Source organism: Thermodesulfobacteriota bacterium, from assembly GCA_040757775.1.
Taxonomy (GTDB): Bacteria; Desulfobacterota; UBA8473; order UBA8473; family UBA8473; genus UBA8473.
This window is the reverse complement of sequence record JBFLWQ010000031.1, coordinates 1-23,488: the sequence shown is the minus strand read 5'-3', so window position 1 is coordinate 23,488 and position 23,488 is coordinate 1. Positions and strand designations below refer to the sequence as shown.

General features: G+C 42.8%; 26 protein-coding genes. 21 read left to right on the top strand and 5 right to left on the bottom strand.

Annotated elements, in window-relative coordinates:
- Positions 1-24: 24 nt before the first annotated feature.
- Positions 25-306 carry a hypothetical protein gene (locus tag AB1401_14135; protein MEW6616591.1) on the top strand — a complete coding sequence of 94 codons (282 nt, stop codon included), beginning with the start codon at positions 25-27 and terminating at the stop codon, positions 304-306.
- Between the two features lie 26 nt (positions 307-332).
- Here the strand turns inward: AB1401_14135 and AB1401_14130 are convergent, their stop codons facing one another.
- The 4 genes from AB1401_14130 to AB1401_14115 all read right to left on the bottom strand — a co-directional run bounded on the left by AB1401_14130 (position 333) and on the right by AB1401_14115 (position 2,958).
- On the bottom strand, positions 333-509 hold the full coding sequence (locus AB1401_14130) for a hypothetical protein (protein MEW6616590.1): 177 nt from the start codon (positions 507-509) through the stop codon (positions 333-335).
- A gap of 35 nt (positions 510-544) precedes the next feature.
- Positions 545-1,372 carry an IS1 family transposase gene (locus tag AB1401_14125; GenBank protein MEW6616589.1) on the bottom strand — a complete coding sequence of 276 codons (828 nt, stop codon included), beginning with the start codon at positions 1,370-1,372 and terminating at the stop codon, positions 545-547.
- A gap of 130 nt (positions 1,373-1,502) precedes the next feature.
- Positions 1,503-2,642 carry a P63C domain-containing protein gene (locus AB1401_14120; GenBank protein MEW6616588.1) on the bottom strand — a complete coding sequence of 380 codons (1,140 nt, stop codon included), beginning with the start codon at positions 2,640-2,642 and terminating at the stop codon, positions 1,503-1,505.
- An 85-nt stretch (positions 2,643-2,727) separates the two neighbouring features.
- Positions 2,728-2,958 (bottom strand): hypothetical protein, encoded by a 231-nt coding sequence (locus tag AB1401_14115; protein ID MEW6616587.1) that lies wholly within the window; start codon positions 2,956-2,958, stop codon positions 2,728-2,730.
- A 358-nt stretch (positions 2,959-3,316) separates the two neighbouring features.
- Here AB1401_14115 and AB1401_14110 point away from each other — a divergent pair, with 358 nt between their 5' ends.
- From AB1401_14110 to AB1401_14095, 4 genes are read left to right on the top strand one after another with little or no spacing between them, the layout of a single operon-like run.
- Positions 3,317-3,541, top strand: coding sequence for a 4Fe-4S binding protein (locus AB1401_14110; GenBank protein ID MEW6616586.1), 225 nt, complete (start codon positions 3,317-3,319; stop codon positions 3,539-3,541).
- Between the two features lie 50 nt (positions 3,542-3,591).
- Positions 3,592-4,683 carry a 3-methyl-2-oxobutanoate dehydrogenase subunit VorB gene (vorB, locus tag AB1401_14105; protein MEW6616585.1) on the top strand — a complete coding sequence of 364 codons (1,092 nt, stop codon included), beginning with the start codon at positions 3,592-3,594 and terminating at the stop codon, positions 4,681-4,683.
- Complete coding sequence (locus AB1401_14100; protein ID MEW6616584.1) at positions 4,680-5,438, top strand: thiamine pyrophosphate-dependent enzyme; 759 nt, start codon at positions 4,680-4,682, stop codon at positions 5,436-5,438. The genes vorB (AB1401_14105) and AB1401_14100 overlap by 4 nt, the downstream gene beginning before the upstream one ends.
- A 27-nt stretch (positions 5,439-5,465) precedes the next feature.
- Positions 5,466-6,029, top strand: a complete 564-nt coding sequence (locus tag AB1401_14095; GenBank protein ID MEW6616583.1) for a 2-oxoacid:acceptor oxidoreductase family protein — start codon at positions 5,466-5,468, stop codon at positions 6,027-6,029.
- Between the two features lie 30 nt (positions 6,030-6,059).
- Here AB1401_14095 and AB1401_14090 read toward each other — a convergent pair whose 3' ends face one another.
- Positions 6,060-7,361 (bottom strand): MFS transporter, encoded by a 1,302-nt coding sequence (locus AB1401_14090; protein ID MEW6616582.1) that lies wholly within the window; start codon positions 7,359-7,361, stop codon positions 6,060-6,062.
- A 346-nt stretch (positions 7,362-7,707) separates the two neighbouring features.
- Between AB1401_14090 and AB1401_14085 the strand changes: the two genes are divergently transcribed.
- From AB1401_14085 to AB1401_14010, 16 genes are all read left to right on the top strand, one after another.
- Positions 7,708-8,148, top strand: coding sequence for a transcriptional repressor (locus AB1401_14085; GenBank protein ID MEW6616581.1), 441 nt, complete (start codon positions 7,708-7,710; stop codon positions 8,146-8,148).
- A 40-nt stretch (positions 8,149-8,188) separates the two neighbouring features.
- Complete coding sequence (locus tag AB1401_14080) at positions 8,189-8,863, top strand: transcriptional repressor (GenBank protein ID MEW6616580.1); 675 nt, start codon at positions 8,189-8,191, stop codon at positions 8,861-8,863.
- A 65-nt stretch (positions 8,864-8,928) separates the two neighbouring features.
- Positions 8,929-9,177: a FeoA family protein gene (locus AB1401_14075; protein MEW6616579.1), complete on the top strand. Its 249-nt coding sequence runs from the start codon at positions 8,929-8,931 to the stop codon at positions 9,175-9,177.
- Between the two features lie 2 nt (positions 9,178-9,179).
- Positions 9,180-11,267: a ferrous iron transport protein B gene (gene feoB, locus AB1401_14070; GenBank protein ID MEW6616578.1), complete on the top strand. Its 2,088-nt coding sequence runs from the start codon at positions 9,180-9,182 to the stop codon at positions 11,265-11,267.
- A 390-nt stretch (positions 11,268-11,657) separates the two neighbouring features.
- A complete protein-coding gene (locus AB1401_14065) occupies positions 11,658-12,860 on the top strand; it encodes an ABC transporter substrate-binding protein (GenBank protein ID MEW6616577.1) in 1,203 nt (400 codons plus the stop codon).
- A gap of 51 nt (positions 12,861-12,911) precedes the next feature.
- Positions 12,912-14,114: an ABC transporter substrate-binding protein gene (locus AB1401_14060; protein ID MEW6616576.1), complete on the top strand. Its 1,203-nt coding sequence runs from the start codon at positions 12,912-12,914 to the stop codon at positions 14,112-14,114.
- 63 nt (positions 14,115-14,177) lie between these two features.
- Entirely contained in the window at positions 14,178-15,146 is a 969-nt protein-coding gene (locus AB1401_14055; protein MEW6616575.1) for a nitronate monooxygenase, read from the top strand.
- A gap of 173 nt (positions 15,147-15,319) precedes the next feature.
- Positions 15,320-15,535, top strand: a complete 216-nt coding sequence (locus tag AB1401_14050) for a ferredoxin family protein (protein ID MEW6616574.1) — start codon at positions 15,320-15,322, stop codon at positions 15,533-15,535.
- A 12-nt stretch (positions 15,536-15,547) separates the two neighbouring features.
- Positions 15,548-16,630: a 3-methyl-2-oxobutanoate dehydrogenase subunit VorB gene (gene vorB / locus AB1401_14045; protein MEW6616573.1), complete on the top strand. Its 1,083-nt coding sequence runs from the start codon at positions 15,548-15,550 to the stop codon at positions 16,628-16,630.
- Positions 16,631-16,645: 15 nt separating this feature from the next.
- Complete coding sequence (locus tag AB1401_14040) at positions 16,646-17,404, top strand: thiamine pyrophosphate-dependent enzyme (GenBank protein ID MEW6616572.1); 759 nt, start codon at positions 16,646-16,648, stop codon at positions 17,402-17,404.
- Positions 17,405-17,564: 160 nt separating this feature from the next.
- Positions 17,565-18,254 carry a GntR family transcriptional regulator gene (locus AB1401_14035; protein ID MEW6616571.1) on the top strand — a complete coding sequence of 230 codons (690 nt, stop codon included), beginning with the start codon at positions 17,565-17,567 and terminating at the stop codon, positions 18,252-18,254.
- A gap of 164 nt (positions 18,255-18,418) precedes the next feature.
- The gene (locus AB1401_14030) at positions 18,419-19,633 is read left to right on the top strand and encodes an ABC transporter substrate-binding protein (protein MEW6616570.1); all 1,215 of its coding nucleotides are present in this window, start codon (positions 18,419-18,421) and stop codon (positions 19,631-19,633) included.
- A gap of 65 nt (positions 19,634-19,698) precedes the next feature.
- Complete coding sequence (locus AB1401_14025) at positions 19,699-20,907, top strand: ABC transporter substrate-binding protein (GenBank protein ID MEW6616569.1); 1,209 nt, start codon at positions 19,699-19,701, stop codon at positions 20,905-20,907.
- Between the two features lie 41 nt (positions 20,908-20,948).
- Positions 20,949-22,640: a methylmalonyl-CoA mutase family protein gene (locus AB1401_14020; GenBank protein ID MEW6616568.1), complete on the top strand. Its 1,692-nt coding sequence runs from the start codon at positions 20,949-20,951 to the stop codon at positions 22,638-22,640.
- The gene (locus AB1401_14015) at positions 22,633-23,058 is read left to right on the top strand and encodes a cobalamin-dependent protein (GenBank protein ID MEW6616567.1); all 426 of its coding nucleotides are present in this window, start codon (positions 22,633-22,635) and stop codon (positions 23,056-23,058) included. Before AB1401_14020 ends, AB1401_14015 begins: the two co-directional genes overlap by 8 nt.
- A 123-nt stretch (positions 23,059-23,181) precedes the next feature.
- Positions 23,182-23,488 (top strand): 2-hydroxyacyl-CoA dehydratase family protein (locus AB1401_14010; GenBank protein ID MEW6616566.1); only part of this gene is annotated, 307 nt, incomplete at its 3' end.

Here is a 23,488-nt window from a genome sequence, read left to right as displayed (position 1 = left end):
GGTAGTGCCTCACTTTGAAAAAAAATGAAAAATAACTCTATTAATTATTCTTGTATTTGGGAAGAAAATGGGTTAAGGTTCACAGAAATTATTCGGCAAGAATACAGTGGGAATAATTGTATTATTAGCGGTGGTTTTGTCAAAGGAAAAGATAAACCCCCAGTAGATAATATATATCTTAAACTAGAAAAAGATGGTGTTGAACCAACAATTTTATTGTTAAGACCGGACGAAATGCAAATTATTGCTTGGGTAGCTTCTGGTACAATTTGGTCATATCTTATGGATATAAAAGAGCCGGACTAAAAAATAGTCCGGCTCAGCTTGCGGGTTTAGTTGTGGGGATTAGTATCTACAACTTGAACCCATGTTTCGCCCTTTTTGGGAGTAGGCGGCGCTGGTTCTCCTTTAACTAGCGTCGCCTTTGTTTTTGACTTGGTACTCTTATAAATACCAGAATCAAAAACAGTTCCTCCTGGTTTTACAGAGGGCTTGCTTTGTCTAGGCATATCTTATCACCTCCTTTCTTTTAGATTTTGTAGAACTATTTAATAAGTTCTACAATTTCATCTATTCTCCAAAGATGATCTGTAACCTTTGCCTCCATTGCCGGTGTTACCCGTAACGTCTTATGAATCCTACAAAAATTATAATACATAAAGTGTAAAGCTACAGCACAAAATAGATTTTCAATCTTCTTGCTAAATCCATTTGTAAGCCTCGTAAACCGGCGCATAGACATACGCATGGTTAGGTTTTGCCGTTCAACGAAACTGGTTGAAACATGCTCCTTGATGGGATTGCCGGAAATGCGTTTAATCTCTGCTCCTGTACATTCAACGGCGCTATATTTGCGTTGATCTTCTGTCGGCTTTGATTCATATATCTTTACAAGCATTGCGTAGTCAATATCGCTACCAAAGGCGTCCTCAATAGCATCGAGATAAACTTTGTGTCCATCTGTTGTAAGCTGAGCACGGGTTTTAAGACGGCTTGCTAAATCTTTCATGAAGACCTTGGCATGTTCTGAATCCCTCCTTCCCACAAGGAAAGACGGTACTAATTTCGTATCAGCGCACATTGCCGTCCAAGTGTAAACATCGCCATATCCAAATTCTCCCTTGTGTTTTTCAGGAACATTTTTTTCTTTCGCATAACAAAAGCTCCATATCTCATCACATTGAATACGCTTACAGGTAAGGTTGCGCAATGTCTTGTCTTGGTATTCAGCACATGCTTTACCAACATCAACAAGTAATTTTGTAACTGTGTTAATAGAACATCCAGTCATGCGAGAAGTTGAACGTAGGCTATTACCTTCTACAAGGCAATTTATGATTTGTGTTCTTTTTACAATATCCAATTTATTCATAATCTCCCCCTCAAGCGTATTTTCATAATGAACATTATACTTGAGCGGTAATGCATTGTCAAGAAAAATATCGTGATCTTTTAATTATTTTCCTCAGGAATAATAACCTTTTAATATTAATACATTGCATCTATTTCCTCGCCCTTGAGGTTGTTTTTCCCTCAGGGGTTTTATAATTTCTTTCGGCAGCTACAGGGAGGAATAATGATAATTGTACTTTATGGCGCCCATATTGGATTGCCATTCTTTCACGAAGCTCTTCTATTGTATGACATGCTCTTGCCATCCCAATCGTAATCCAAATATGTTCAATTAGTTTTTTCAAACCAAATTGACTTGATAGCCATTGATGATAATTCTGACCATATTTAGGCTTGGGAACATTTACCTTAAGCCAATTAAAAACATCTTCATCGAGATACCCATAAATTAATTCATTAACAAGCTTACCCCACCATTTTGGGCGTAAATGCAATGGGCCAGTCCAATTCGTTAACCGCTGAAATTCAATCCACAATTCATCTGGAAAAGTAGCTTCCCAAGGTCGCATTTCTTCTTCGAGGAAAAGTTTTAATTTTAACTGTAGAGCATCTTGTATTCTTTCATACTGATAACCCGTTACCTCATCCACTAATGCAATAATCCCGACTTTTGCGGTTGCCCGAAGAAAACGTGCCGCATTTATGGCGATCTTTTGTTGTTTTTCGGTCAGTTGTTCTTTTTCTGCAGCTGTAGAATATGCAACACACAAATCTATGAATCTCTCTACTGGAAGCCCCAAAGCGTGTTGCGCAAAGCCTTTCGTTCCCGTATCAAATTCAATCAATGCAGGTATATTGCTATCCTGATCTGGGATTAAGTCACTAGGAAGATAAGAACGTAACGATTTTACCATAAGGTAATCTGCTAAAGGCCCTCCTTCTATTTCAATTAGTCCTACCATTACACCTTTTAGCGCAAATACTCTCTCTCCAGTATCTAGGACATAACATGGTAAAGTAGCATCTCCAATTAACAAATCTCCCCAATGTGTCGCCTCTGGAATTTTCGGCACAATCAAGTTTTTTTCTCTGTCTTGAGTACCTTCAAAAAATTCCTCAGGTTGTAAGCTGACACCGTGTTTCTTCGCTAAATCAATTAAAGGAATTTGCCATTTCGCTGGTATCCCATTGATATACCAGTGCCTAATCGTGCTCTGTCTCTTGTTTAATAGCTTGGCAAGTGCTGACTGCCCTCCAAATTTATCAATAATTCTACTTGAATTCGACATATACATCCCTCCTTAGAATAGATTTATACCCATATTAAACGATATTATCGTTAATGTCAAACTATTTTTTCGTTAATCGGAGGGATTATTTTTTTGACCATCTCGCTTGTGCAGCTTTTTTAGCTATTTCACTTCGTTTTTTCTTGGAAAGCTTTTTTGCTCTGATAGGACCGCCTTTTAAGCCACCTAACCGGCCTAAAGCGACAGCATGAGGATTTTTGTCGGTAGGTAAATCGGGGGGTTTTTCTTCTGTAACTTGCTGGACTACATTAAAAGCTAATTCATTTATATCTTGTCTTTTCTTTTGTTTATCCATGCCTACAGCATAACATAACCGCTCAAGCATGGCAAGAATTATTTTTTTTCAAAGTGAGGCACTACCCAGGCTGTTGCCCAAATCCCTTTTCGCTTGTCCAAAACGTTTTTTGACAAATCTAAGGCTAGCTACAGGCGATTTCAAAACTCACCCTTGGGGCTCAAACAGTTGAAATCGCTACTCTTCCGCTTCGCTAAGATTTGTGAGCAAAAAACCTTTTGATGACTGCTCAAAGGAATTTCCTTTTGGGCAACAGCCCCGTGATGGTTTTGTTTACTATTTTACTTGACATCTAAATGATTCCCTATGTATATTTTACGGGAGTCTTCATCGATAAATATTACTGGAGGGAGAATCAATGGCAAGAGGTGAGATAGTAATCAATGAGAACAATTGTCGTGGATGTGGTTACTGTGTGGCATTTTGTAAGCGGGAGTGTATCGTCATGTCCGGAGGCAAATTTAGTCCCCTTGGGTATATACTTCCAATTCTAGCTGATTCTGATAAGTGTAATGCCTGTGGAGTCTGCGGTCAGATGTGTCCTCATTTTGCCGTTGAGGTTTATAAATTTATTGAGAACTGAACAGTCAGAGCTAATTCTTGTACTTAGTGAATTTCCGGGAGGAGATCTATATGACAAAGAGGATGTTTATCCAGGGGAATGAAGCGGTGGGCTGGGGAGCTCTGTATGGTGGTTGCGATGCTTTTTTTGGCTACCCCATAACCCCGCAGAACGAAGTGACCCAGTGGTTTGCCCGTGAATTTCCGAAGAGGGGGAAGGTTTTTTTACAGTCACAATCCGAGGTAGGATCAATAAACATGCTTTTTGGTGGTGCTGCTGCGGGATTCAGAGTCATGACATCTACCTCAAGTCCGGGCTGGGGACTCATGCAGGAGACAATATCTCACTGTGTTGCTGCTGAGGTGCCATGTGTCATAGTGTTAGTTCAACGGGGTGGTCCTGGGTCAGGCAGTATCAGGCATGCCCAGATGGACTATATAACAGCTACCCGGGGAGGAGGTCCTGGAGGGTACAAGAATATTGTTTTGGCGCCGGCTTCAGCTCAGGAGATACATAATCTGATTCAGCTTGGATTTCATCTTGCGGATAAATACCGCAACCCGACAGTTATTCTCACAGACGGGATTCTGGGGCAGGTATCTGAATCAGTGGATGTGCAGACCATCGACTTTGGTCCTCTTAAACAAAAGGATTGGGCATTGAGGGGACGTGAGAATCAAAAAGATGGGAAATCTCGTATTATTAATTCTGCTGTAGGGATTTTGCCGTTGCCTCCTTATCCTGATTATATATCATGGTTGAGGCACATTGAAGAGAAGTTTCAGGAGATGGAAAATGCTGAGTTGCGATATGAGATGTATGAGGCAGAGGATGCAGAGCTGATATTGGTTGCGTATGGATACACGGCACGTGTTTCCAAAGAGGCGGTGAACATGTGCCGGGCAGAGGGGTTAAAAGTCGGATTGATACGGCCGATAACGTTATGGCCATTTCCTTATGATATAATCAAAGAAAAGGCTTGTCAGGGTTGTAAGTTTTTAGTTATTGAGGATAGCCTTGGATTGATGATACAGGATGTAAGAATCAGTGTAGAGGGTAGAACTGATGTTCACCTGATAGGTATACTCGATCGGCATATACCGACTGATGGAGGTATGATAATGCCAGTTCGGGTCATTGAAGAGATAAAGAGGTTATTATGAAAAAAAAGGTTTGTGGAAACCCGAGGATTTGGAAAGACCCTCCAGGTGCAGCAATGTATTGCCCTGGGTGTCAGCATCCAGTGATCCATCGGATTATTTCTGATGTGCTGGAAGATATGGGCATTGATGGGAAAGCCATATGTGTGCTTGGTGTTGGCTGTCATGCTTTTGTCCAGGTATCCTGGGACCTTGATATTTTGAGCTGTGCCCATGGTCGTGCTTTAGATTCTGGCACTGCTGTAAAACGTCTTAACCCGGATGCGATAGTATTCACAGTTCAGGGAGATGGAGACTGTATAGGTATTGGAGCAGGTGCGTTTATAGGTGCCATGACACGTGGAGAAAAAATCACGACGATTATGTATAATAATACGAACTATGGAACTACCGGAGGACAGTTGGCACCCACTACCCTTATAGGTCAGAAAACAACCACCACCCCTAATGGACGGGACGCAGCAATGGAAGGATATCCGGTGCACACTGCCGAGTTGGCAGCAACGTTTAGAGGTACTGTTTATAGTGCCAGGGGATCGCTACATAACGCTGCGAATTACCAGCGCACCAAGAAGTACGTAAAGACTGCTTTTCAGAAACAGATAGACGGAGTCGGGTTCAGTTTTGTGGAAGTCTTATCTGCCTGTCCTCCCAACTGGCATTTATCTCCCACAGAGTGTTTAAAGAGGATAGAGGAAGAAATAATAGCGGAGTTTCCTCTGGGTGAATTTAAGAAAGACGATGGTACAGGGATTTAGCCTGATTCAAATATTGAGGGAGGAGCTATGGAAGAAAAACCAATTTCGAGAAGGGATGTAATCATAGTAGGGCTTGGGGGGATGGGGGTGCTCATGATAGGGCAAATTCTCTCTTGTGCAGCCCTCCGTGAGTTTAAACATGTTTCCTGGTTGCCCTCGTATGCTACAGAAAAAAGGGGTGGACTTTGTGAGTGTACGGTGATTTTCTCAAACGAAGACATTGCTTCGCCCATAATCGACCGGGCTCAAACAGTAATGGTCCTTGATGCTGCTCAGCTTGAAACTTTTGAATCTCGAGTCCGTCCTGATGGAATAATCCTGGCTGAGAACCTGGGTCTCCAGGATGAAAAAGAGGAGAAAGATTACAAACTGTTCAGGATTCCTGGAGTAGAGGCTGCTATTAATTTGGGAAAAATTCAAGTGAGTAATCTGATTATGCTCGGAGCCTATGTGGCAGTAACTAAAGCGATACCTCAGCAATTAGTTGAGGAAGAATTGGAAAGAAGATTCACTGATAGCGGCAGTGTGCTGGAACAAAATCAAAGGGCTTTCAGACAGGGTCTTGAACTGGGGCGAAACGTAAAGAAGTAACACTATGTTTTTGGTAAGGTCTGTTGATTGTTAGTCGTTTTGACTTTGTTGCCGGTTGATACTAAAATTCCTGGCTGCGAGTATACCCTCTTTCTCATCCACCCTTTGGAGCAGGATCAGTCCAAGTACGAATTGGGCTATTACAGCCAGTATTGCTATTCTCTGACTACCTGTCCATGCTGATATAGTCCCAAAAATAAAGGGGCCTAATGCAGCAGAAAACTTTCCGCTTATACCATAAAACCCAAAGAATTCAGCTTTTTTATCTTGGGGTGTTAAAAGTCCCATCATGGATCTGCTGGCTGATTGGCTTGAGCCCATTGCAATCCCTGCTAACATTCCGATAACAAAGAAAACAGATTTGTCTTCTACAAAATAGGCTCCGATTACTACAACACACCAGATTAAAAGAGTTATCATGATGGTCTTTTTAGGGAGGAGTTTATCTGCGAGCCAACCAAAGAAAAGAGCTCCCAGGATGCCGGTGGTTTGAACCGTTATGTAAAAGAGTATCAGCTCTGAGATCTTGAAGTGCAGGGTGTCCCTGGCATAAATAGTGCTGAAGTATATGACTGTTGTGATACCATCAGTATAAATAAAGAATGATAATAGATACTTTGCCAGTTCTTTGAATTGTTTTACATTCTTGAAGGTATCCCTCAATCGTCTGAAACCCATGACGATATATGCATCATTCCTGTCCACCATTGCGTTTCCCCTTCTTTCCCTGAGGTAGAAAAAGATTGGTAAGGAAAAGACAAGGTAAAATACGGCGGATAGGAGAAATGTGAATCTGACATTTGACAGATTTGATTCCTCGAACCCCCCTGATAGGAACGGTTTGCACATAAATATTGTGACAATTGCCCCCAGATATCCCAGTGCCCATCCATATCCGGATATTCGCCCGTACCTGTCCTGGGTAGTAATCTCCGGTAAGAAAGCATTGTAAAAGACATTTCCACCCTCAAAACCAATGTTGGCGATTATGAAAAAGAGCATTCCTTCGAAGATCATCCCTTCTTTTATGAAAAAGAGCATACCCCCGAATGCAATACACAAGAGGGCAAAGGAGATAAGGAACTTCTTCTTTGCCTGGGTATGGTCAGCAATGGCGCCTAAAACAGGTGAAAATAGAGCGACTACAACCATTGATATAGAGCCACTAAGCCCCCATAGAAAATCAGCCTTATTTCCCAGCCCCTTGCAAACTATATCCCTGAAATATACAGAATAGACAAAGGTAACGATCATTACTGTAAAAGAGGTATTGGCAAAGTCATAGAGCATCCAGGAAAATAGCTCTAGCCTGGCTGACCTTTTAAAACTCATAACTTCTTCCTTGATCCCATTAACCCTTAAGCCCCGATCCTATCGGGGTAGTTGGATTTTTTAACTTGATAATTTCCCGTAGCTTGCTACAGGGTCTCAATATGTCATTCCTGCGAAAGCAGGAATCCAGAAAACTAAAAGACTGGATTCCCCCGTATCAGGTACGGGGCAGGCTTATCGAGCACGGAATGACAGAATACAGCAGAATACAGAATAGCGGGAATTTATATATTAGATTTTAATAAACTAATTGGCAAGTCAAATATTTTTCCCTTGACAAAGAAAAGGTGGCGCATTATTATTGCAATAGATTCTCAATAATAATTGTACTTTTGTTGAAGTATCTATGGACGAAATAGAGGTCTTCAGGAACTATATAAAGGAGAGTGGACTAAGGAATACGCCTGAAAGAGAGGTAGTCATAAAGGAAATATTTTCAACACATGACCACTTCGATGTGGATACCCTTTATCTTCGCTTAAAAAACAAGAAGAAACATATATCGAAGGCATCTGTATATAGAACGATTCCTCTCCTTATTGAAAGCGGTTTGATTAAAGAGGTCTTCTTTGAAGATGGCCATATGCATTACGAACATGTATACGGGCATGAGCATCACTGTCACTTTCGATGTCTTGGCTGTAGAAGGGTCATTGAATTCAAACAGGATGAGGTCTTAGACATTCAAGAGAGATTCTCAAGGAATCACAGATTTGAAGTGACCGGTCATAGACTGGAGCTTTTAGGGTACTGTTTGGACTGCCTGGAGAAGGAAGGTAAAAATTGACTTTTTACGAGTCAAGCAAAATTCGATGAATGGAGCTTTTATGGAAAATGAACATAAGGAGATTTACCATCAGTTTAAGGTGATTTTCGAACAGGAAGGCATTGATAGGATTGGTGAGCGCCTCCGTATACTTGATGTGTTTCTCGATTTAGAGGATCATCCAACTGCCGCCGAACTCACATCTGTACTTAAAGGTAAAGGACTTGATTTTTCTGAGGATTTTGTTTCAGAGAATCTGAAACTATTTACTCGGTTTGGTTTTGCTAATGAGAAGGATTTTAAGGATCAGCCTCCCCGATATGAGCACCTCCATTTAGGTAGTCATCATGACCATCTTGTCTGCATCCGTTGTGGAAAGATTCTAGAGTTCTATGACCCCGAAATCGAAACCCTTCAGGCACAACTGGCGAGAAAGAAAGGGTTCCATGACCTTCAGCATAGGATGGAAATATATGGTCTCTGTTCTGATTGTTTTGGAAAAAGGGAACCCATCATGCCATTGACGATGGTATCGCCAGGTGAAAAGGTTCGAATCGAAGCCTTTAACAGTGGGAGGGGGATAGCTCGAAGATTAACAGATATGGGACTCAATATAGGTACCGAGGTCCAGGTTATCAGTAAGGGAAGCCCTGGCCCTTTTCTGATCGCTGTTAAGGGTACACGTCTGGGCATAGGTCAGGGAGTTGCACACAAGATCATGGTTAGGCCTGTATAAAAGGCTGCTGATCCCTGGTCCCTGTGAAGTATTACTTGAATGTTGGACTGAAGGAGATGGTGTTTATGATGGAAGTTGTACGGTTGAACGAATTGGAGATAGGAGAAAAGGGCAAAATAACCAGAATACGCAATAGGGGTGAGATAAGTCGTCGTATCCGGGATATGGGTGTCGTGCCAGGTACTCTCGTGGAAGTGGAAACTAAGGCAACACTGGGTGACCCCATCGAGATCAAGGTAAAGGGGTATCATTTAACCCTTCGGGGTCATGAGGCTGCAGACGTAGAAGTGGAAAGGATACAAGGGGTTAAGTAATTGTGAAAGAGATTACTATAGCCCTGGCAGGGAATCCCAACGCAGGGAAGACTACTGTTTTTAATTCTCTTACCGGAGCCCATCATCATGTGGGTAACTATCCTGGTGTAACGGTCGAAAAAAAATGGGGTAGGATTAAGCATGGCGATCTCAGGATTAAAGTGGTTGACCTGCCAGGCACATATAGTTTAACAGCGTACTCACTGGAGGAACTTGTTGCAAGAGACTTTGTCGTTGAAGAGCATCCCGATGTGGTTGTAGATGTGGTAGATGCCTCTAATCTGGAGCGCAACCTCTATCTGGCCATCCAGTTTATGGAGATAGGTGTGCCGCTGATTATAGTGCTGAATATGGTGGATCTTGCTGAATCCAGAGGGTTAAAAATCGATACCACCAGGTTATCAAAGCTGTTAGGGGTACCGGTCGTTCCGGCTGTGGCAACAAAAGGCAAAGGCATGAAGGAACTCCTGGATGTTGTTGTTAACCTGGCTTCCAAAAAGGATGAATGGCATCCTATAAACATAAGTTATGGAAATGAATTGGATAGACACGTTGACGAACTCACCGGGATGATTCAGAAAAGTAGCCTGAAAATTGACCACTATCCACCCAGGTGGCTTGCAATTAAACTACTGGAACAGGATGAACAAGTTCAAAAACTCGTCAGGAATAGTGATATAGGGGAAGATCTGTTAAAAAGGGCTGACAGACTTGAACGGCATGTGCGGTATACCTTTGATGATGTGCCGGAGGGGCTGATCGCGGATCACAGGTACGGTTATATAACCAGTGTATGCCGGGAAGTGGTTCAAAGGATCATGGATGAGAGATTAACCCTTTCGGATAAAGTTGACAAGGCATTAATAAACCGCACTTTTGGTCCCCTTTTTTTAGGAGGAATAATCTATCTTACGTACACATTTGTCTTTTGGACAAGTGAGGTTCCAGTAAGCCTGATCGAGAGACTTTTTGGACTGGCAAGGGAAGTTGCAACGGGAGTGATGCCGGACGGTCTGATAAAGTCATTGATAATAAACGGTATTATCAATGGTGTGGGAGGTGTGATAAGTTTTGTTCCGCTTATAATGCTTATGTTTTTTGCAGTTGCTATACTTGAAGACTCAGGATATATGGCACGTATGGCTTTTCTCCTTGACAGACTGCTGCGATATTTCGGTCTTCACGGTAATTCGGTTCTTGCCATGATTGTTTCTGGCGGTATTTCGGGTGGCTGCGCTGTCTGCGGAGTGATGGCCACTCGCACCTTGAAAAATCCAAAAGAACGTCTTGCCACTATACTCGTCTCCCCATTCATGAACTGTGGAGCAAAACTACCTATATATGCCTTATTAATTGCCGCTTTTTTTACAGCTTCGGAGGCCAGGGTGATGTTTGCCCTTACCATATTAAGCTGGGGTTTTGCTCTTTTAACTGCAAGAGTTTTGAGATCTACACTTTTAAAGGGTCCCCATACCCCCTTTGTAATGGAGCTTCCGCCATATCGAATGCCTACCCTCAAAGGTCTTTTCATCCATATGTGGGAAAGGACCTGGCACTATCTTAAAAAAGCGGGAACGATTATTCTTTTGGTGTCCATTATCATCTGGGCGATGTCAACCTTCCCTAAACCTCCGGAGGAACTGGTGTCAGGGATAAGCGGAAAAGAGAAAGCACAGGCAGAAGTAAGCTATTCCGTAGCAGGCAGGATAGGAAAAGCTCTGGAGAAGATTACTGCCCCCCTTGGTTTCGATTGGAGAATAAATATTGCTCTTATGGGTGGATTTGCGGCAAAAGAGGTGGTGGTAACGAGTCTTGGCACTGTATACAGCATGGGAGAGGTGGATCCAGAGGCTTCCGGTGTCCTGTCGGAAAGGATAAAGAGAGAGCCAAACTGGAACCCCTTAAAGGCATTTACCCTTATGCTTTTTTGCATGCTCTATGCCCCGTGTTTTGTAACTCTGGCTGTAATCAGAAAGGAGACAGAATCATGGAAATGGACCGGCTTTGCCATGGTCTATGCCACGGTTATAGCATATGTGGTCAGCCTGGTAGTGTACCAGGCGGGTCGGTTTCTTAGTATAGGTATGTAGGTGTTAAGGTTATAGAACAAATTTTTCATTGACACCCCCGCCTGTTTATCTTATATTTTACATTTCAGCTATTATATGAAGTTCCAAGGGAATCATTGCCATCTAGCACTTTCTCTATCTCTACCTTCCAAGTTTTCAATCTATTTCAGATACCTCTTACCGGCCGACTGTCCTACTGCTACTTTCTGACTCTCATTCTGATGACATCCATATACATAGATACTTCTGGAATGTCTTTAAGAAACTACAAAACAGGAAAGTGTTCTATGTAAAAGAGGGGAGGGATCTTTATGCTAAGTTGAAGGAATAAGGACTGATAAATTCTTCCAACATAAGGATGGAATTGGGGAGTTAACTAATATTAATTCATATCCATAAAAGGAGAGAGCCATGAAAAGATTATCGACCATTTTATTCACGTCGCTACTAATCTGTCTCTTGTGTGCAGGTACAAGGTCGGGTTATGCAGGAGAGGCTAGAGGTGTAACGGATGACACCATAACGATTGGAGTAATTGCAGATCAGACGGGAGTGGCTGCCCCCGTGCTTGTCCCCGCGACCAATGGGGCAAGGACATACTTTAGATATATCAATGACCAGGGGGGAATCAATGGTAGGAAAGTAAAAATCATCGTTGAGGATGATCGTTATACCATTCCCGGTGCTATCGCTGCTTTCAAGAAACTGGTCTTTAGAGATAAGGTTCTATCTGTTCTTTTTTGCGGAGGGCTTGGTCAGACCTATGCCCTTATGCCGCAGATTGAGAAGCATAAGGTTCCTGTAATACCCGTAAGCACTGCAGAGGGACTGTCTACTCCACTTAAAACATATATATTCACATCAGCGGCGAGTTATGACGACGAGATAAAGCTTTGCTTAGACTATATCATGAAGGATCTGAAGGCAAAAAACCCGAAAATAGCATTCGTCTATCCAGATGTTGAGTTTGGTAAAAGCGGTTTGCGGGCCATAGAAAAGTATCTTCCAAACTATAACTTAAAATTGAGTAATAAGACAGTAATTAACCTCGGCGAAATCGATGCAACCTCTCAGGTGTTGGTTTTGAAGAAAGAGAATCCGGATTATATAATTACGGACATTGCCCTTGCTGGCCTTGTTTCCTTCTATAAAGCTGCAAAAAAATATGATTTAGGAAGTAAGGTCCTCGCGGGATATGCTGTCAATGGCGATGAGAATATAGAAATTGTTGGAGATGCCATGAAAGATACTTTGGTGATAAGCTCCATCGGTTATTGGACTGACGATACCTCTGGAATGGCTGAACTGAGAAAGATCACCAAGAAATATCACCCCGAGACGAAGCGAATGTTTAAAAATTACACACAGGGTTGGCTCGGTTCAATGATCTGTGCAGAAGGGCTAAAAAGGGCAGGTAGAAATCTAAATCCCGATACTCTGGTCGAGGCTTATGAAACCTTTAACAACTTTAGTACCGGTGGAATTTCGGAGCCTATAAGTTACAGCAAAACAAATCATAAAGGCGGAACGATGAATAAATTCTATAAAGTTGACGTAGAGAATCAGACCTTTATACCGATTAGTGGATTTAGGAAGCCAGCTTTCAAAGATTAATAACCAGGAAGATTTTGTGTAATTCGAGACAAGAAGGGAAGGGAGAGAACCATGAAAAGATTACCAACCATTCTATTCACGATAACACTAATATGTCTCTTATGTACAGGTGCAAGGTCGGGTTATGCGGAAGAGATCAGGGGGGTAACTGAGGACACCGTGAAGATTGGATTACTTGCTGACCAGACAGGTCTCGCTGCCTCAGTGACTGTCCCCATGACCGAAGCAGCAAGGGTGTACTTTAGGAACATCAATGATATGGGGGGTATAAGTGGCAGGAAAATAGTAACCATACTTGAAGACGATCGCTACAGTATTCCCGGAGCTATAGCGGCTTTCAAAAAATTAATCTTCAAAGATAAAGTTTTCGCCATCCTTTTTAACGGAGGACTTGGGCAGACCTTAGCTCTCGAGCGGCAGATCGAAAAACTGAAAGTCCCTGTAATACCGTTAACCATTGCAGATAAACTCACCACCCCTCTGAGAAAATATGTGTTCACAATGTCAGCGAGTTATGATGATGGGCTAAAGATTATCATAGATTATATTATGGGGGACTTGAAGGCAAAACACCCGAAAATCTCCCATGTTTATCCTGACATTGAATTCGGCAAGAGTGGTGTGGAGACAGTTGAAAGATACCTTCCAAAATATAACTTAAAATTGGTGAGCAAAGAGATCGTTGCCGTGCCGGATATTGACGCTACTTCCCAGGTTTTGAGATCAATTAAAACGAATCCTGACTATATAATATTTAACTCGGCCGCTGCAGGCTGTATAGCCTTCTTGAAAGGCGCAAAGAAATATGGCTTGAAAAGTAAGATAATTGGAGGTTTTTATCTTAGTACAGAGGATATTATATCGAGCTGCGGTGATGCTGCAAAAGACCTTCTCGCAGTAAGCCCCTTTTGCTATTGGTACGACGACAGCCCGGGAATGGTTGAACTGAGAAAAATTACGATGAAGTATCAACCTCAGACGAAGTCGAAGACAAGAAGTTACACTCAGGGTTGGATAGTTTCACTGATCTTCGCAGAGGGGTTAAAGAGATCTGGTAGAAATTTAACCCCTGACACCCTGGTTGAGGCTTTAGAATCCTTTGATAAGTTTAGCAGTGGTGGTATCTCAACTCCTGTTAGCTACAGTAAAACCAATCATAAAGGTGGAAGGGGCTTCAAAATATATAAAGCTGACTTGGAAAGAGAGACCTATGTACCCATTACTGATTATAGGGACCCGGCTTTTCAAGATTGATAAATAGTTGGAAAGATTCTGAGTAGATCGGAACAAACAGGAGAGAAAGGAGACATAGCGGTTATGCAATGGAAGACGAAGATAACGGAGATGTTTGGAGTAAAGTACCCTATTATTTCGGGGGCATATGGGGGATTTGGCACATCTGAGATTGCAGCCCCGGTGTCTGAAGCAGGAGGGTTGGGATTAATTACTGCTCATGTGTTAAAGACACCGGAAGGACTGAGACGGGATATACGAATGGCAAAATCCATGACTGACAAGCCTATCGGTGTCAATTTCAGTATAGGTATGTTCCCGCATGAAGATGAGATGGTAGAGGTTGCAATAGAAGAATGTATTACAGTGGCAGAAACCTCGGTCTTTAAAGCTGTTAAACAGGGGACCCGATTAAAAGAAGCAGGCATCAAGTGGATCCATAAGGTTGCCACGGTTAAACATGCATTAATTGCAGAACAGCAAGGGGTTGATGCAGTTGTCATCGTTGGCATGGAGGGAACAGGATTTAAGAGTGTTGATCAGCTTCCGACCCTTATTGGAATAAGCTGGGCTGCCAAACAGATTAAGATACCCATCATTGCAGCAGGAGGTATCTCTGATGCCCGAACGTTTTTGGCGGCACTTGCTTTGGGTGCAGAAGGTGTTTATCTCGGTACAGCATTTATGGCAACTAAAGAGTGTCCAATACCGGATAAACACAAGGAATATATCCGTGATACAAAACCGGATGACCCTAAACTTATGAATAAGGTTTTAGCACCCCCTGATCCCAAAGATCTGGAGAGAGTCATGAAGAAGAGGGGGCAGATCCCTCATGGAGAATGGATGTCTAAGCTGGAAAGAGTCCTTTTAAAAGAAGATCCCGACGAAAAGCAGGATTTTGAAGTAGAGGCGGTTCTGAAGCTAGCTCCGGCTTCGCTGGCTGTAAGTGGAATAGACAGCATTCCCACAGTAAAAGATTTTATAGATAGTATTATTCAGGGAGCAGAGGAGATTTTAACAAGAGGAATATTTGCAGGGATTAGGGGTTAGGTGGTTAATCGGTATAATACCCATACACGATTTACGACTTCCGGTTTTTGATCCGCCATAGGCGGATTTGCTTTCAGGGGACTTCTTCAAAGCTCTAGGCGGATTGTGAAATGCCTCGTTAAATAAAACATAAATACGGGTTTGAATTCAATTAGCTTGATTAAGGAGGTAAAATGGCTAAAGGGGTTATTCAAATCGAGGAGAATCGCTGTATGGGTTGTGGTTTTTGTGAAATGTTTTGTAATAAGGGATGTATCAATATGACGGAGAGGGTTTCACAATTTGGGCTGCCTTTGCCCGACTTTAGCAACCCTGAGGATTGTACTGCCTGTGGCATGTGTGCATGGATGTGTCCTCATGTTGCTATTGAGGTTTATAAGTATGTCTAAAGGGGGAGCAAAATGACGGAAAGAATTTTAATGCAAGGAAACGAAGCTGTTGGATGGGGTGCCCTGGCAGCAGATTGCAGAGCCTTCTTTGGCTATCCCATAACACCCCAGAATGAAATCATAGAGTGGTTTGCAAGGGAGTTTCCGAATAGAGGAAGGGTTTTTATTCAGTCTGCCTCTGAGACAGGGTCAATAAACATGCTTCATGGAGGTGCCGCTACCGGCGTCCGGGCAATTACTTCAACATCCAGCCCTGGATGGGCACTTATGCAGGAAGGTATGAGCAATCTTGCCAATGCCGAACTCCCTTGTGTTATTGTCCTTGTACAAAGGGGATGGAATACTACACGGCATGCTCAAACGGATTATACCTCTGTAACTCAGGGGGGTGGATATGGAGGATATAAAACGATTGTTTTGGCCCCTAAGTCGGGACAGGAAATCTATGACTTCGTTCAAATTGCCTTTTATCTGGCTGATAAATACAGAAACCCTGTTATAGTTCTAAGCGATGCAATACTCGGCCAGATGATGGAGTCTGTTGAACTCCGAACTCTGGATTTCGAACCGCTTCCTGAAAAAGATTGGGCAATTAGAGGTAAAGCCAGTCGTAAAGACAAGAGTAAACGTATGTCATCTATAGCACAGGGGATGGTGCCCACCCCAAAATACCCTAACCTCTGTTCATTCTGGCGACACTATAGTGAAAAAGTTAATACTATAAAGGAGAATGAAGCCAGATATGAGGCCTATCAGGTGGATGATGCCGAGTTAATATTGGTGGCATTTGGTTATGTAGCACGAGTGTCTAAAGAAGCATTATTAAGAGCAAGAAAAAAAGGATTAAAGTTAGGTATGATACGACCAATTACGCTCTGGCCTTTCCCTGAGAGAATAATTAAAGAAAAGGCCCTTCAAGGAGCCAGATTCCTGGTAATAGAAGACAATATGGGTCAAATGATAGAGGACGTTAAGCTGGCTGCACAAGGCCATACTGAAGTATATTTAATAAGTTCTATGGAAAGGCATTTACCGATAGAAGAGGGGGCAATCTATCCGGAAAAGGTTCTTGAAATAATAGAGAAACTCATATGAGGGGGGGTATTTTTGATGGAAAAAGAATGGTCTACAGGCACACCCAGGCTTTGGGCTCGTATCCCGGTACCGTTAGCTTTCTGCCCAGGTTGTCAGCATGGTACAGCCATTAGGGCACTTTGTGAGGTTATAGATGATTTAGGGATTGAGGATAATACTGTTTTGATAGTCGGTATAGGCTGTTCTGCTATGGCATTTATACTGACAAATGTGGATTCCATGATGGTTGCCCACGGCAGGCCATGTGATGTGGCTTCCGCCATGAAACGCATCCTTGGTAAGGATACCATAATAATTACCTGGCAGGGAGATGGGGATTCCATAGCTATAGGTTGTGAACCGACGATTCATGCGGCAGCCCGAGGTGAGAAGATTACCACCTTTATGTTGAATAACAGTAACTTTGGGACCACTGGGGGACAGCTAGCTCCAACCACCATAATGGGGCAGGTAACTACTACAACCCCTTATGGGAGAAATCATGACCATGGATACCCTATAGAGGCAAGCGAGTTTTTAGGGAACCTAAGGGGAGTGGCATATTCTGCCAGGGGTGCATTTACAAGCCCTGCAAATTATCAAAAAACCAAGAAATACATGAAAAGGGCACTGGAGAAACAGATAGACGGTGTAGGATATAGCTTCGTGGAGATACTCACTACCTGTCCGTCCAACTGGCACTTATCTCCCAAAGAAAGCCTGAGAAGGATAGAGGAAGAACTGATACCCCAGTTTCCTCTGGGGGAATTCAAAAACGTTGATAAGATTGAATAGGAAGTTCTATGGAAGAAAGGCCATCAAAGGGACACAATATAAAAAAATAAAATCCTTGATTTTTTTGTTGACAAAGTCCCCAAAGATTGTATACAAATATATATATACTATTTTATATAAATATTAGTATAAAATTGAGAAAGGAAATCTTATAATACCTATGGAAGATCTCCATATTTTGCTTAAATCTGACTCAGAGAAACCTTCAAGAGAAGGTATAGTCAGATTGCTAAGGGAGGCTATCTATTCTGGCCAGCTTCCTCCTGGTATGAGACTGATAGAATCAGAATTGGCAGAAAAGATGCAGGTTGGGAGGACCCCCTTAAGGGAAGCCATTCGTCAGTTGGAGGCAGAAGAGTTAATTAAAGTAGTTCCAAACAAAGGGGCTACAGTTGTGAGTTATTCTAGGGATGATATGAGGGAGATATACAGAATTTGTGCAGTCCTGGAGGGAATGGCGGCTTCTTTGGCAGTTGAGAACTTAAGTCTATCCGAATTAGATAAGATCAAGACAATGCATACCAGTATGGAAACCAGAGAATTGCAGGCAGAGATGCGGAAGTGGTTTTTGACAAATAGGGAACTACACTCGGTTTATCTTAGATGTTGTCAATCTCCAAGATTACTGAAACTCATTAAACAGCAGATTAGCCAGCTGGACAGGTACTGGTTTATACTGCTTTCAATCCCTGGTATGATGGAGCAAAGCGTTTCACAACATACCGAAATTATACATGCATTTGAGAAAAGGGATTCTGATCTCGTAAGAAGGTTGGTAGAAGACCATATATTATCAGTGGGGTTTTTGCTGGTAGCTCATCTTGAGTCCATTTATCCAGCAGTTTTTTAAAGAAAGTGTCAACGATTCCATCAAATCAATTAGGTCTGTAAGGGGTTGATAGGGAAAGGTTAAAGTAAAGGTAAGATAGAATCGCAGGCTTGGGTAGAATTAGGAATTTTAAGGGAGAAAGAGGAAAAGTATCCCTTTAATTAGAAAAGGAGAGGAGCAGCTTTATGAGAAACAAATCTATCTTTTCAGCTATGATGTTGTTAATTTCGATTCTGGTAATTCTATTGTATCCCCCTGTCCATGCTAAAGAGGTAAGAGGGGTGACGGATGATACGATAAAGGTAGGGATAATCGGAGATCGAACAGGGCCAACCGCCGATTTACAACTTCAGGTCATCCAGGCAATACAGAGCTATCACCGGCATATAAACGAAAAGGGTGGTGTCCATGGCAGGAAGTTGGACCTGATTATCGATGACTGTGGTTATGCTATACCCAGGGCAATGGCAGCCTTTAAGAAACAGGTATATAGAGATAAGACCTTTGGATTACTCTTGGGCAGCTCTTCCGGGTTCATGAGACTTATAGCCCCAAAGTGTGACAAAGAGAAACTCGTCTTTATAACCTCGGCACTGTCAGAGTCAATGATTCCCCCCGAAGGAAAGTATAGCCAATATAGCTTTTATGGCGTAGCAGGCTACTCAGATGGCATCAGATTGATGTTCGATTATATAATAAATAACCTGAAGGAAAAAAATCCAAAGATAGCATATATATATCCCGATAATGAGATGGGTAAAGCAGGACTGCACACTTGCGAGGAGACTGCCAAAAAGTACGGGATTGCTCTGGTAACGCAGGAGATCCTCTCTCCTGGTGCCCTGGATGCTACTACTCAGGTGCTCAATTTAAAGAAAGCCAATGCCAATTATGTTATCGCTCATACCTATATTTCACCAACCGCAGCCTTGTTGAGAGATGCCAGGAAGTTGGGATATGATGCTAACTTCATAGGAACCTCCCCTACCTGTAATGACGATGTGGTACAGATGGCTAAGAAGGGAGCTGAAAAGTTCGTTGCGGTTACATGTTTCTCTTCCTGGTACGATGATACGCCGGGTACGGTCAATATGAGGAATATAACATTAAAGTATTATCCCGGGACGGAGAAGCCATACAGGAACAGGTACTATACCCAGGGTTGGGCGATGAGTATGCTTTTTGTAGAGGGTTTAAAGAGGGCTGGTAAGGACCTTACCTCTGAAGGTATGGTCAGTGCCCTCGAGACTATCAAGAACTTTGATACAGGTGGCATAGCCGGCCCAATCACTATTACCCCAAATCATCATGATGGATTTAAATACAATAGGTTTATGAAATCAGATGTGGGAAAAGGGATAATGCTTCCCGCTACGGGATGGAAAAAGGTATCAGATTAGCAACTTGTGTCCATAAACTATATGAGGAGGATTTTAGACTTAACCCTATAATTAAGGAGCATGAAATGAGAAAAATAAAATATTCGTCCATAGTTTTAACTCTGATTTCAGTTATGATATGCGGGCTGTGTGTATACTCATATGCCGGTGAGGTGAGAGGTGTAACCGGGGACACAATAAAGATTGGATTGATAGTTGATATGACTGGCCCTGCAGCTGCGATGGAGGTCGTCTATGCGCATGCCCACAAGGATTACTTCCAGTGGGTAAACGAGCAGGGTGGTATCCACGGGAGGAAGATAAAACTTCTTATTGAGGATGAAAGGTACACCATACCAGCAGCAATTGCTGCTTTTAAAAAGTTAGTGTACAGGGATGAGGTGCTTTGCATCTCAGGTCCAGGAGGAACAGGGCAGCATACTGCCCTCTTCTCCCAGCTTGAAAAGACTAAAATGCCCTCCTTTGCTATATCTATTTCACCGACGATGCATACCCCTTACAAACGATATGTCTTTGCATCTGCCGGCGATTACGTTGACTTCACTGGTGCGATTTATGATTTTGTATTAAATAAAATGAAGGCAAAAGCTCCAAAGATAGCCATGGTTTTACCGGATACGGAGGCGGGAAAAGTTGTTGCCGAGGGTGCCCGGAAGTACGCAAGTTTTTATAATCAAAAGTACTATAGTGAAGTTCTGAATGTTGGTGCAGTTGATGCTACATCTCAGATACTCAGACTTAAGAGTGAAGGTGTGGATAATATTGTGATAGCGGCTAATATTACAGATGTTGTATCTACGGTATTGAGAACCTGCAGGAGATTTAATTATACCCCCAACGTACATGGGGTTCATTTTGCATGCGGTGATGAGGTCATAGAAATGACGGGAGATGCGGCAAAAAATTATTACGGGGTTCACGCATTAAGCCAGTGGCACGATGATACTCCGGAGATGAAAAAGGTGAGAGAGGTTTTTAAGAAATATCACCCTAACAGCAAACCGCCAATTGGCATACATCAGATGGGTTGGCTTTGGGGGATAATCATATCCGAAGGGCTCAAGAGAGCTGGTAAAGATGTTGATAGTGAAAAGCTGGTAGTTGCCCTTGAGACACTAAAGGACTTTGATACCGGAGGTCTCTCCGGCCCTATTACTTACACGTCCAAATCCCATAAAGCCACCAATTACTGCAAAATGTATAAGACTGACATGGGGAAGAAGAGGCTTGTTGCTATCACTGGTTGGATAAAACCCCCTGAGTTGAAGGAATAATTAGTTTCTTATTAAATATCTTAAGAAGAGGTGAATCGTCAATGAACGATAAAAAAGACAACCTGCTTATAGTAGACCGCTGGCTGGAAAAACCTCCCAGCTTGGAGACCAGATCAGGTATGCCAGTAAAGGAACACTATGGCCCTGAAGATCTTCGCGACTTTAATTATGATAAGGAGTTGAGTAACCCCGGAGAGTATCCTTTTACCCGGGGAATTCATCAGAACATGTACCGGGGAAAGATATGGACAAGACGCCTTTTCTGCGGTGTGGGGACACCGGAATACACCAACAGGAAATTAAAGTACCAGATTGAACACGGTCAGTCCGGAATAATCATTACTCCAGATATGCCTACCAATCATGGTGGAATCGATCCAGACCATCCTATAGCCAGAGGGTTTGCAGCCATTCAGGGTGCACCTATTCATAGCATCGAAGATACTGATGTTATGTTCAAAGGGATAGACTTGGACCATGTAAGCGTAGCCTTTCAGTGGAATAACATGTCAGCGTTGGTTACACTTGCCTGTTTTATTGCCAGTGCCCAGAAAAGGGGGTACGATATAGGCTGTCTCAGGGGATCAATCATAAACGAACCCCTGCACAGCTTCTTCAGTAATCCTTCCGCTCCTTTTGAAAACCTTGAACTGCAAAAGAAAGTATGCGTTGACATCATAGAATATTGTACCAGGAATATGCCCTATTGGCACCCCCAGGTAATTAACGGCTACGATATCAGTCAGACCGGTATAAATGCTTATCAGGAATTGGGTTTTTCCCTTGCCCTGGCGAAGACCTACATTCGTGCTGCCCTGGAACGTGGATTGGAGATTGATCAGTTTGGGGGCAGGATAATGCTTGTATTTACTTCCGACATGGATTTCCTGGAACAGATAGCGAAGTTGCGTGCTGCACGAAGAATGTGGGCAAAAATGATGAGAGAAGAGTTCGGAGCCAAAAATCTCAAAGTTTGTAGGCCTTTTATCACCGTTCATACCGATGGGGCATCTTTAACTGCGCAACAGCCGGTGAATAACATAGTCAGGATTACCCTTGAGGTGCTGGCAGCAGTTTTAGGAGGTGTACAATCGATAGATCCCTGTGGTTATGACGAAGCCCATTGCATACCTTCTTATGAGGCAGCTTTGACCAGCCTGAACATACAGAATATAATTGCCCTTGAGTCAAATGTAGTAAATACTGCTGACCCTTTAGGTGGTTCTTATTACCTGGAATGCCTGACAAATGAAGTTGAGAAACAGGCAAATGCATACCTTCAAAAGATAGAAGCGTTGGGTGGTATCATACCTGCAATTGAAAGCGGGTGGGTACATAAAGAGACAAGAGAAGCTGCTACCAAACGTGAAGAAGAAATAGAAGAAAAAAAGAGAATCCTGGTAGGGGTAAATGAACTTGCTATCCCCAGGGAACAAGAAGTACCCATACCAATCAGCCGGGATGCCTGGCTGGATAGCTCTGCAGAAAATGACCTGGTTGACATTTTCAGGAAATTCAAAGAATCACGTAACGTTCAAGAGGTTAAAGAAAGCCTTAAATACGTTCAGGAAGAAGCAAAAAAACAAAAAAATCTGATGCCTTCTGCCATCGAAGCCGTAAAAGCCAGGGCAACAATGAGCGAGATAATAGGAATAATACGGGAAGCCTACGGTCTATCTTACGATCCTTTTAACATGATTAAGAATCCTTTCTGGGAGGTAAAAAATGGTTGAAAAAAAGGTAAAGGTTTTAGTCGCCAAACCAGGGATGGATATCCACGAAAGGGGGGCAATAGTATTATGCAAAGCCCTGAAGGATGCCGGAGCCGAAGTTGTCTATACCGGTTTATGGCAGACGGGCGGGATGATTGCCTCAGCAGCCTTAGAGGAGGATGTGGATGCTATTGCCGTAAGCGTTCTGGATGGTAACCTGTTAACTGTTTTCAGTGACATAAGGGAAGAGCTGAAAAAGCGGGGGATTGGAGACGTTCCCGTTGTTGCCGGCGGCATTATCCAGGATGAAATCAAACCGGCTCTATCTGATTTGGGAGTTACTGGTTTTTATGGTCCAAAAACCCCTCTATATACAATAACAGAACATATATTTGAAAGAGCAACAGTGGGGAAAAAGGTAATGTCAAAAGTTTTATGAAAAACAGGATAAGATATGAAAAATGAAGATGTAGGGGAGGGGCTTGCTCCCTTCCGATGTCCTTTTTACGACTTCATCAAACTTAAAGGGGAAAACCCTTCCCCACTTTAAAGGAGGTGTAACATGGGAGCAATGGATCGGCTTTCAGCGCATATGGATGGCAGGTACAGAGAGATAAGGAAAAAGAGAGAAGAGGGGGTAAAGATTATCGGGTATACACCTGGGGGGTACATGCCAGAGGAGTTAGTGTATGCCTCTGGGGCGATACCAGTCTGTCTTTTTCGTGGTGGAGACCATGAAGCAGTAGCAGAGAGTGCGGCTTATATACCACGTTTCATAGACACATTCTGTCGTTCCCAGATTGGGTACAGGATGTTGGAGGAAGAGCCCCTTTACCAGATGGTAGACCTTCTCGTTGTTCCGGTCACGG

Coding starts and splice junctions, on each gene's coding strand:
- AB1401_14135 (MEW6616591.1), top strand. CDS start 25: ATGAAAAATAACTCTATTAATTATTCTTGTATTTGGGAAGAAAATGGG.
- AB1401_14130 (MEW6616590.1), bottom strand. CDS start 509: ATGCCTAGACAAAGCAAGCCCTCTGTAAAACCAGGAGGAACTGTTTTT.
- AB1401_14125 (MEW6616589.1), bottom strand. CDS start 1,372: ATGAATAAATTGGATATTGTAAAAAGAACACAAATCATAAATTGCCTT.
- AB1401_14120 (MEW6616588.1), bottom strand. CDS start 2,642: ATGTCGAATTCAAGTAGAATTATTGATAAATTTGGAGGGCAGTCAGCA.
- AB1401_14115 (MEW6616587.1), bottom strand. CDS start 2,958: ATGGATAAACAAAAGAAAAGACAAGATATAAATGAATTAGCTTTTAAT.
- AB1401_14110 (MEW6616586.1), top strand. CDS start 3,317: ATGGCAAGAGGTGAGATAGTAATCAATGAGAACAATTGTCGTGGATGT.
- vorB (MEW6616585.1), top strand. CDS start 3,592: ATGACAAAGAGGATGTTTATCCAGGGGAATGAAGCGGTGGGCTGGGGA.
- AB1401_14100 (MEW6616584.1), top strand. CDS start 4,680: ATGAAAAAAAAGGTTTGTGGAAACCCGAGGATTTGGAAAGACCCTCCA.
- AB1401_14095 (MEW6616583.1), top strand. CDS start 5,466: ATGGAAGAAAAACCAATTTCGAGAAGGGATGTAATCATAGTAGGGCTT.
- AB1401_14090 (MEW6616582.1), bottom strand. CDS start 7,361: ATGAGTTTTAAAAGGTCAGCCAGGCTAGAGCTATTTTCCTGGATGCTC.
- AB1401_14085 (MEW6616581.1), top strand. CDS start 7,708: ATGGACGAAATAGAGGTCTTCAGGAACTATATAAAGGAGAGTGGACTA.
- AB1401_14080 (MEW6616580.1), top strand. CDS start 8,189: ATGGAAAATGAACATAAGGAGATTTACCATCAGTTTAAGGTGATTTTC.
- AB1401_14075 (MEW6616579.1), top strand. CDS start 8,929: ATGATGGAAGTTGTACGGTTGAACGAATTGGAGATAGGAGAAAAGGGC.
- AB1401_14065 (MEW6616577.1), top strand. CDS start 11,658: ATGAAAAGATTATCGACCATTTTATTCACGTCGCTACTAATCTGTCTC.
- AB1401_14060 (MEW6616576.1), top strand. CDS start 12,912: ATGAAAAGATTACCAACCATTCTATTCACGATAACACTAATATGTCTC.
- AB1401_14055 (MEW6616575.1), top strand. CDS start 14,178: ATGCAATGGAAGACGAAGATAACGGAGATGTTTGGAGTAAAGTACCCT.
- AB1401_14050 (MEW6616574.1), top strand. CDS start 15,320: ATGGCTAAAGGGGTTATTCAAATCGAGGAGAATCGCTGTATGGGTTGT.
- vorB (MEW6616573.1), top strand. CDS start 15,548: ATGACGGAAAGAATTTTAATGCAAGGAAACGAAGCTGTTGGATGGGGT.
- AB1401_14040 (MEW6616572.1), top strand. CDS start 16,646: ATGGAAAAAGAATGGTCTACAGGCACACCCAGGCTTTGGGCTCGTATC.
- AB1401_14035 (MEW6616571.1), top strand. CDS start 17,565: ATGGAAGATCTCCATATTTTGCTTAAATCTGACTCAGAGAAACCTTCA.
- AB1401_14030 (MEW6616570.1), top strand. CDS start 18,419: ATGAGAAACAAATCTATCTTTTCAGCTATGATGTTGTTAATTTCGATT.
- AB1401_14025 (MEW6616569.1), top strand. CDS start 19,699: ATGAGAAAAATAAAATATTCGTCCATAGTTTTAACTCTGATTTCAGTT.
- AB1401_14020 (MEW6616568.1), top strand. CDS start 20,949: ATGAACGATAAAAAAGACAACCTGCTTATAGTAGACCGCTGGCTGGAA.
- AB1401_14015 (MEW6616567.1), top strand. CDS start 22,633: ATGGTTGAAAAAAAGGTAAAGGTTTTAGTCGCCAAACCAGGGATGGAT.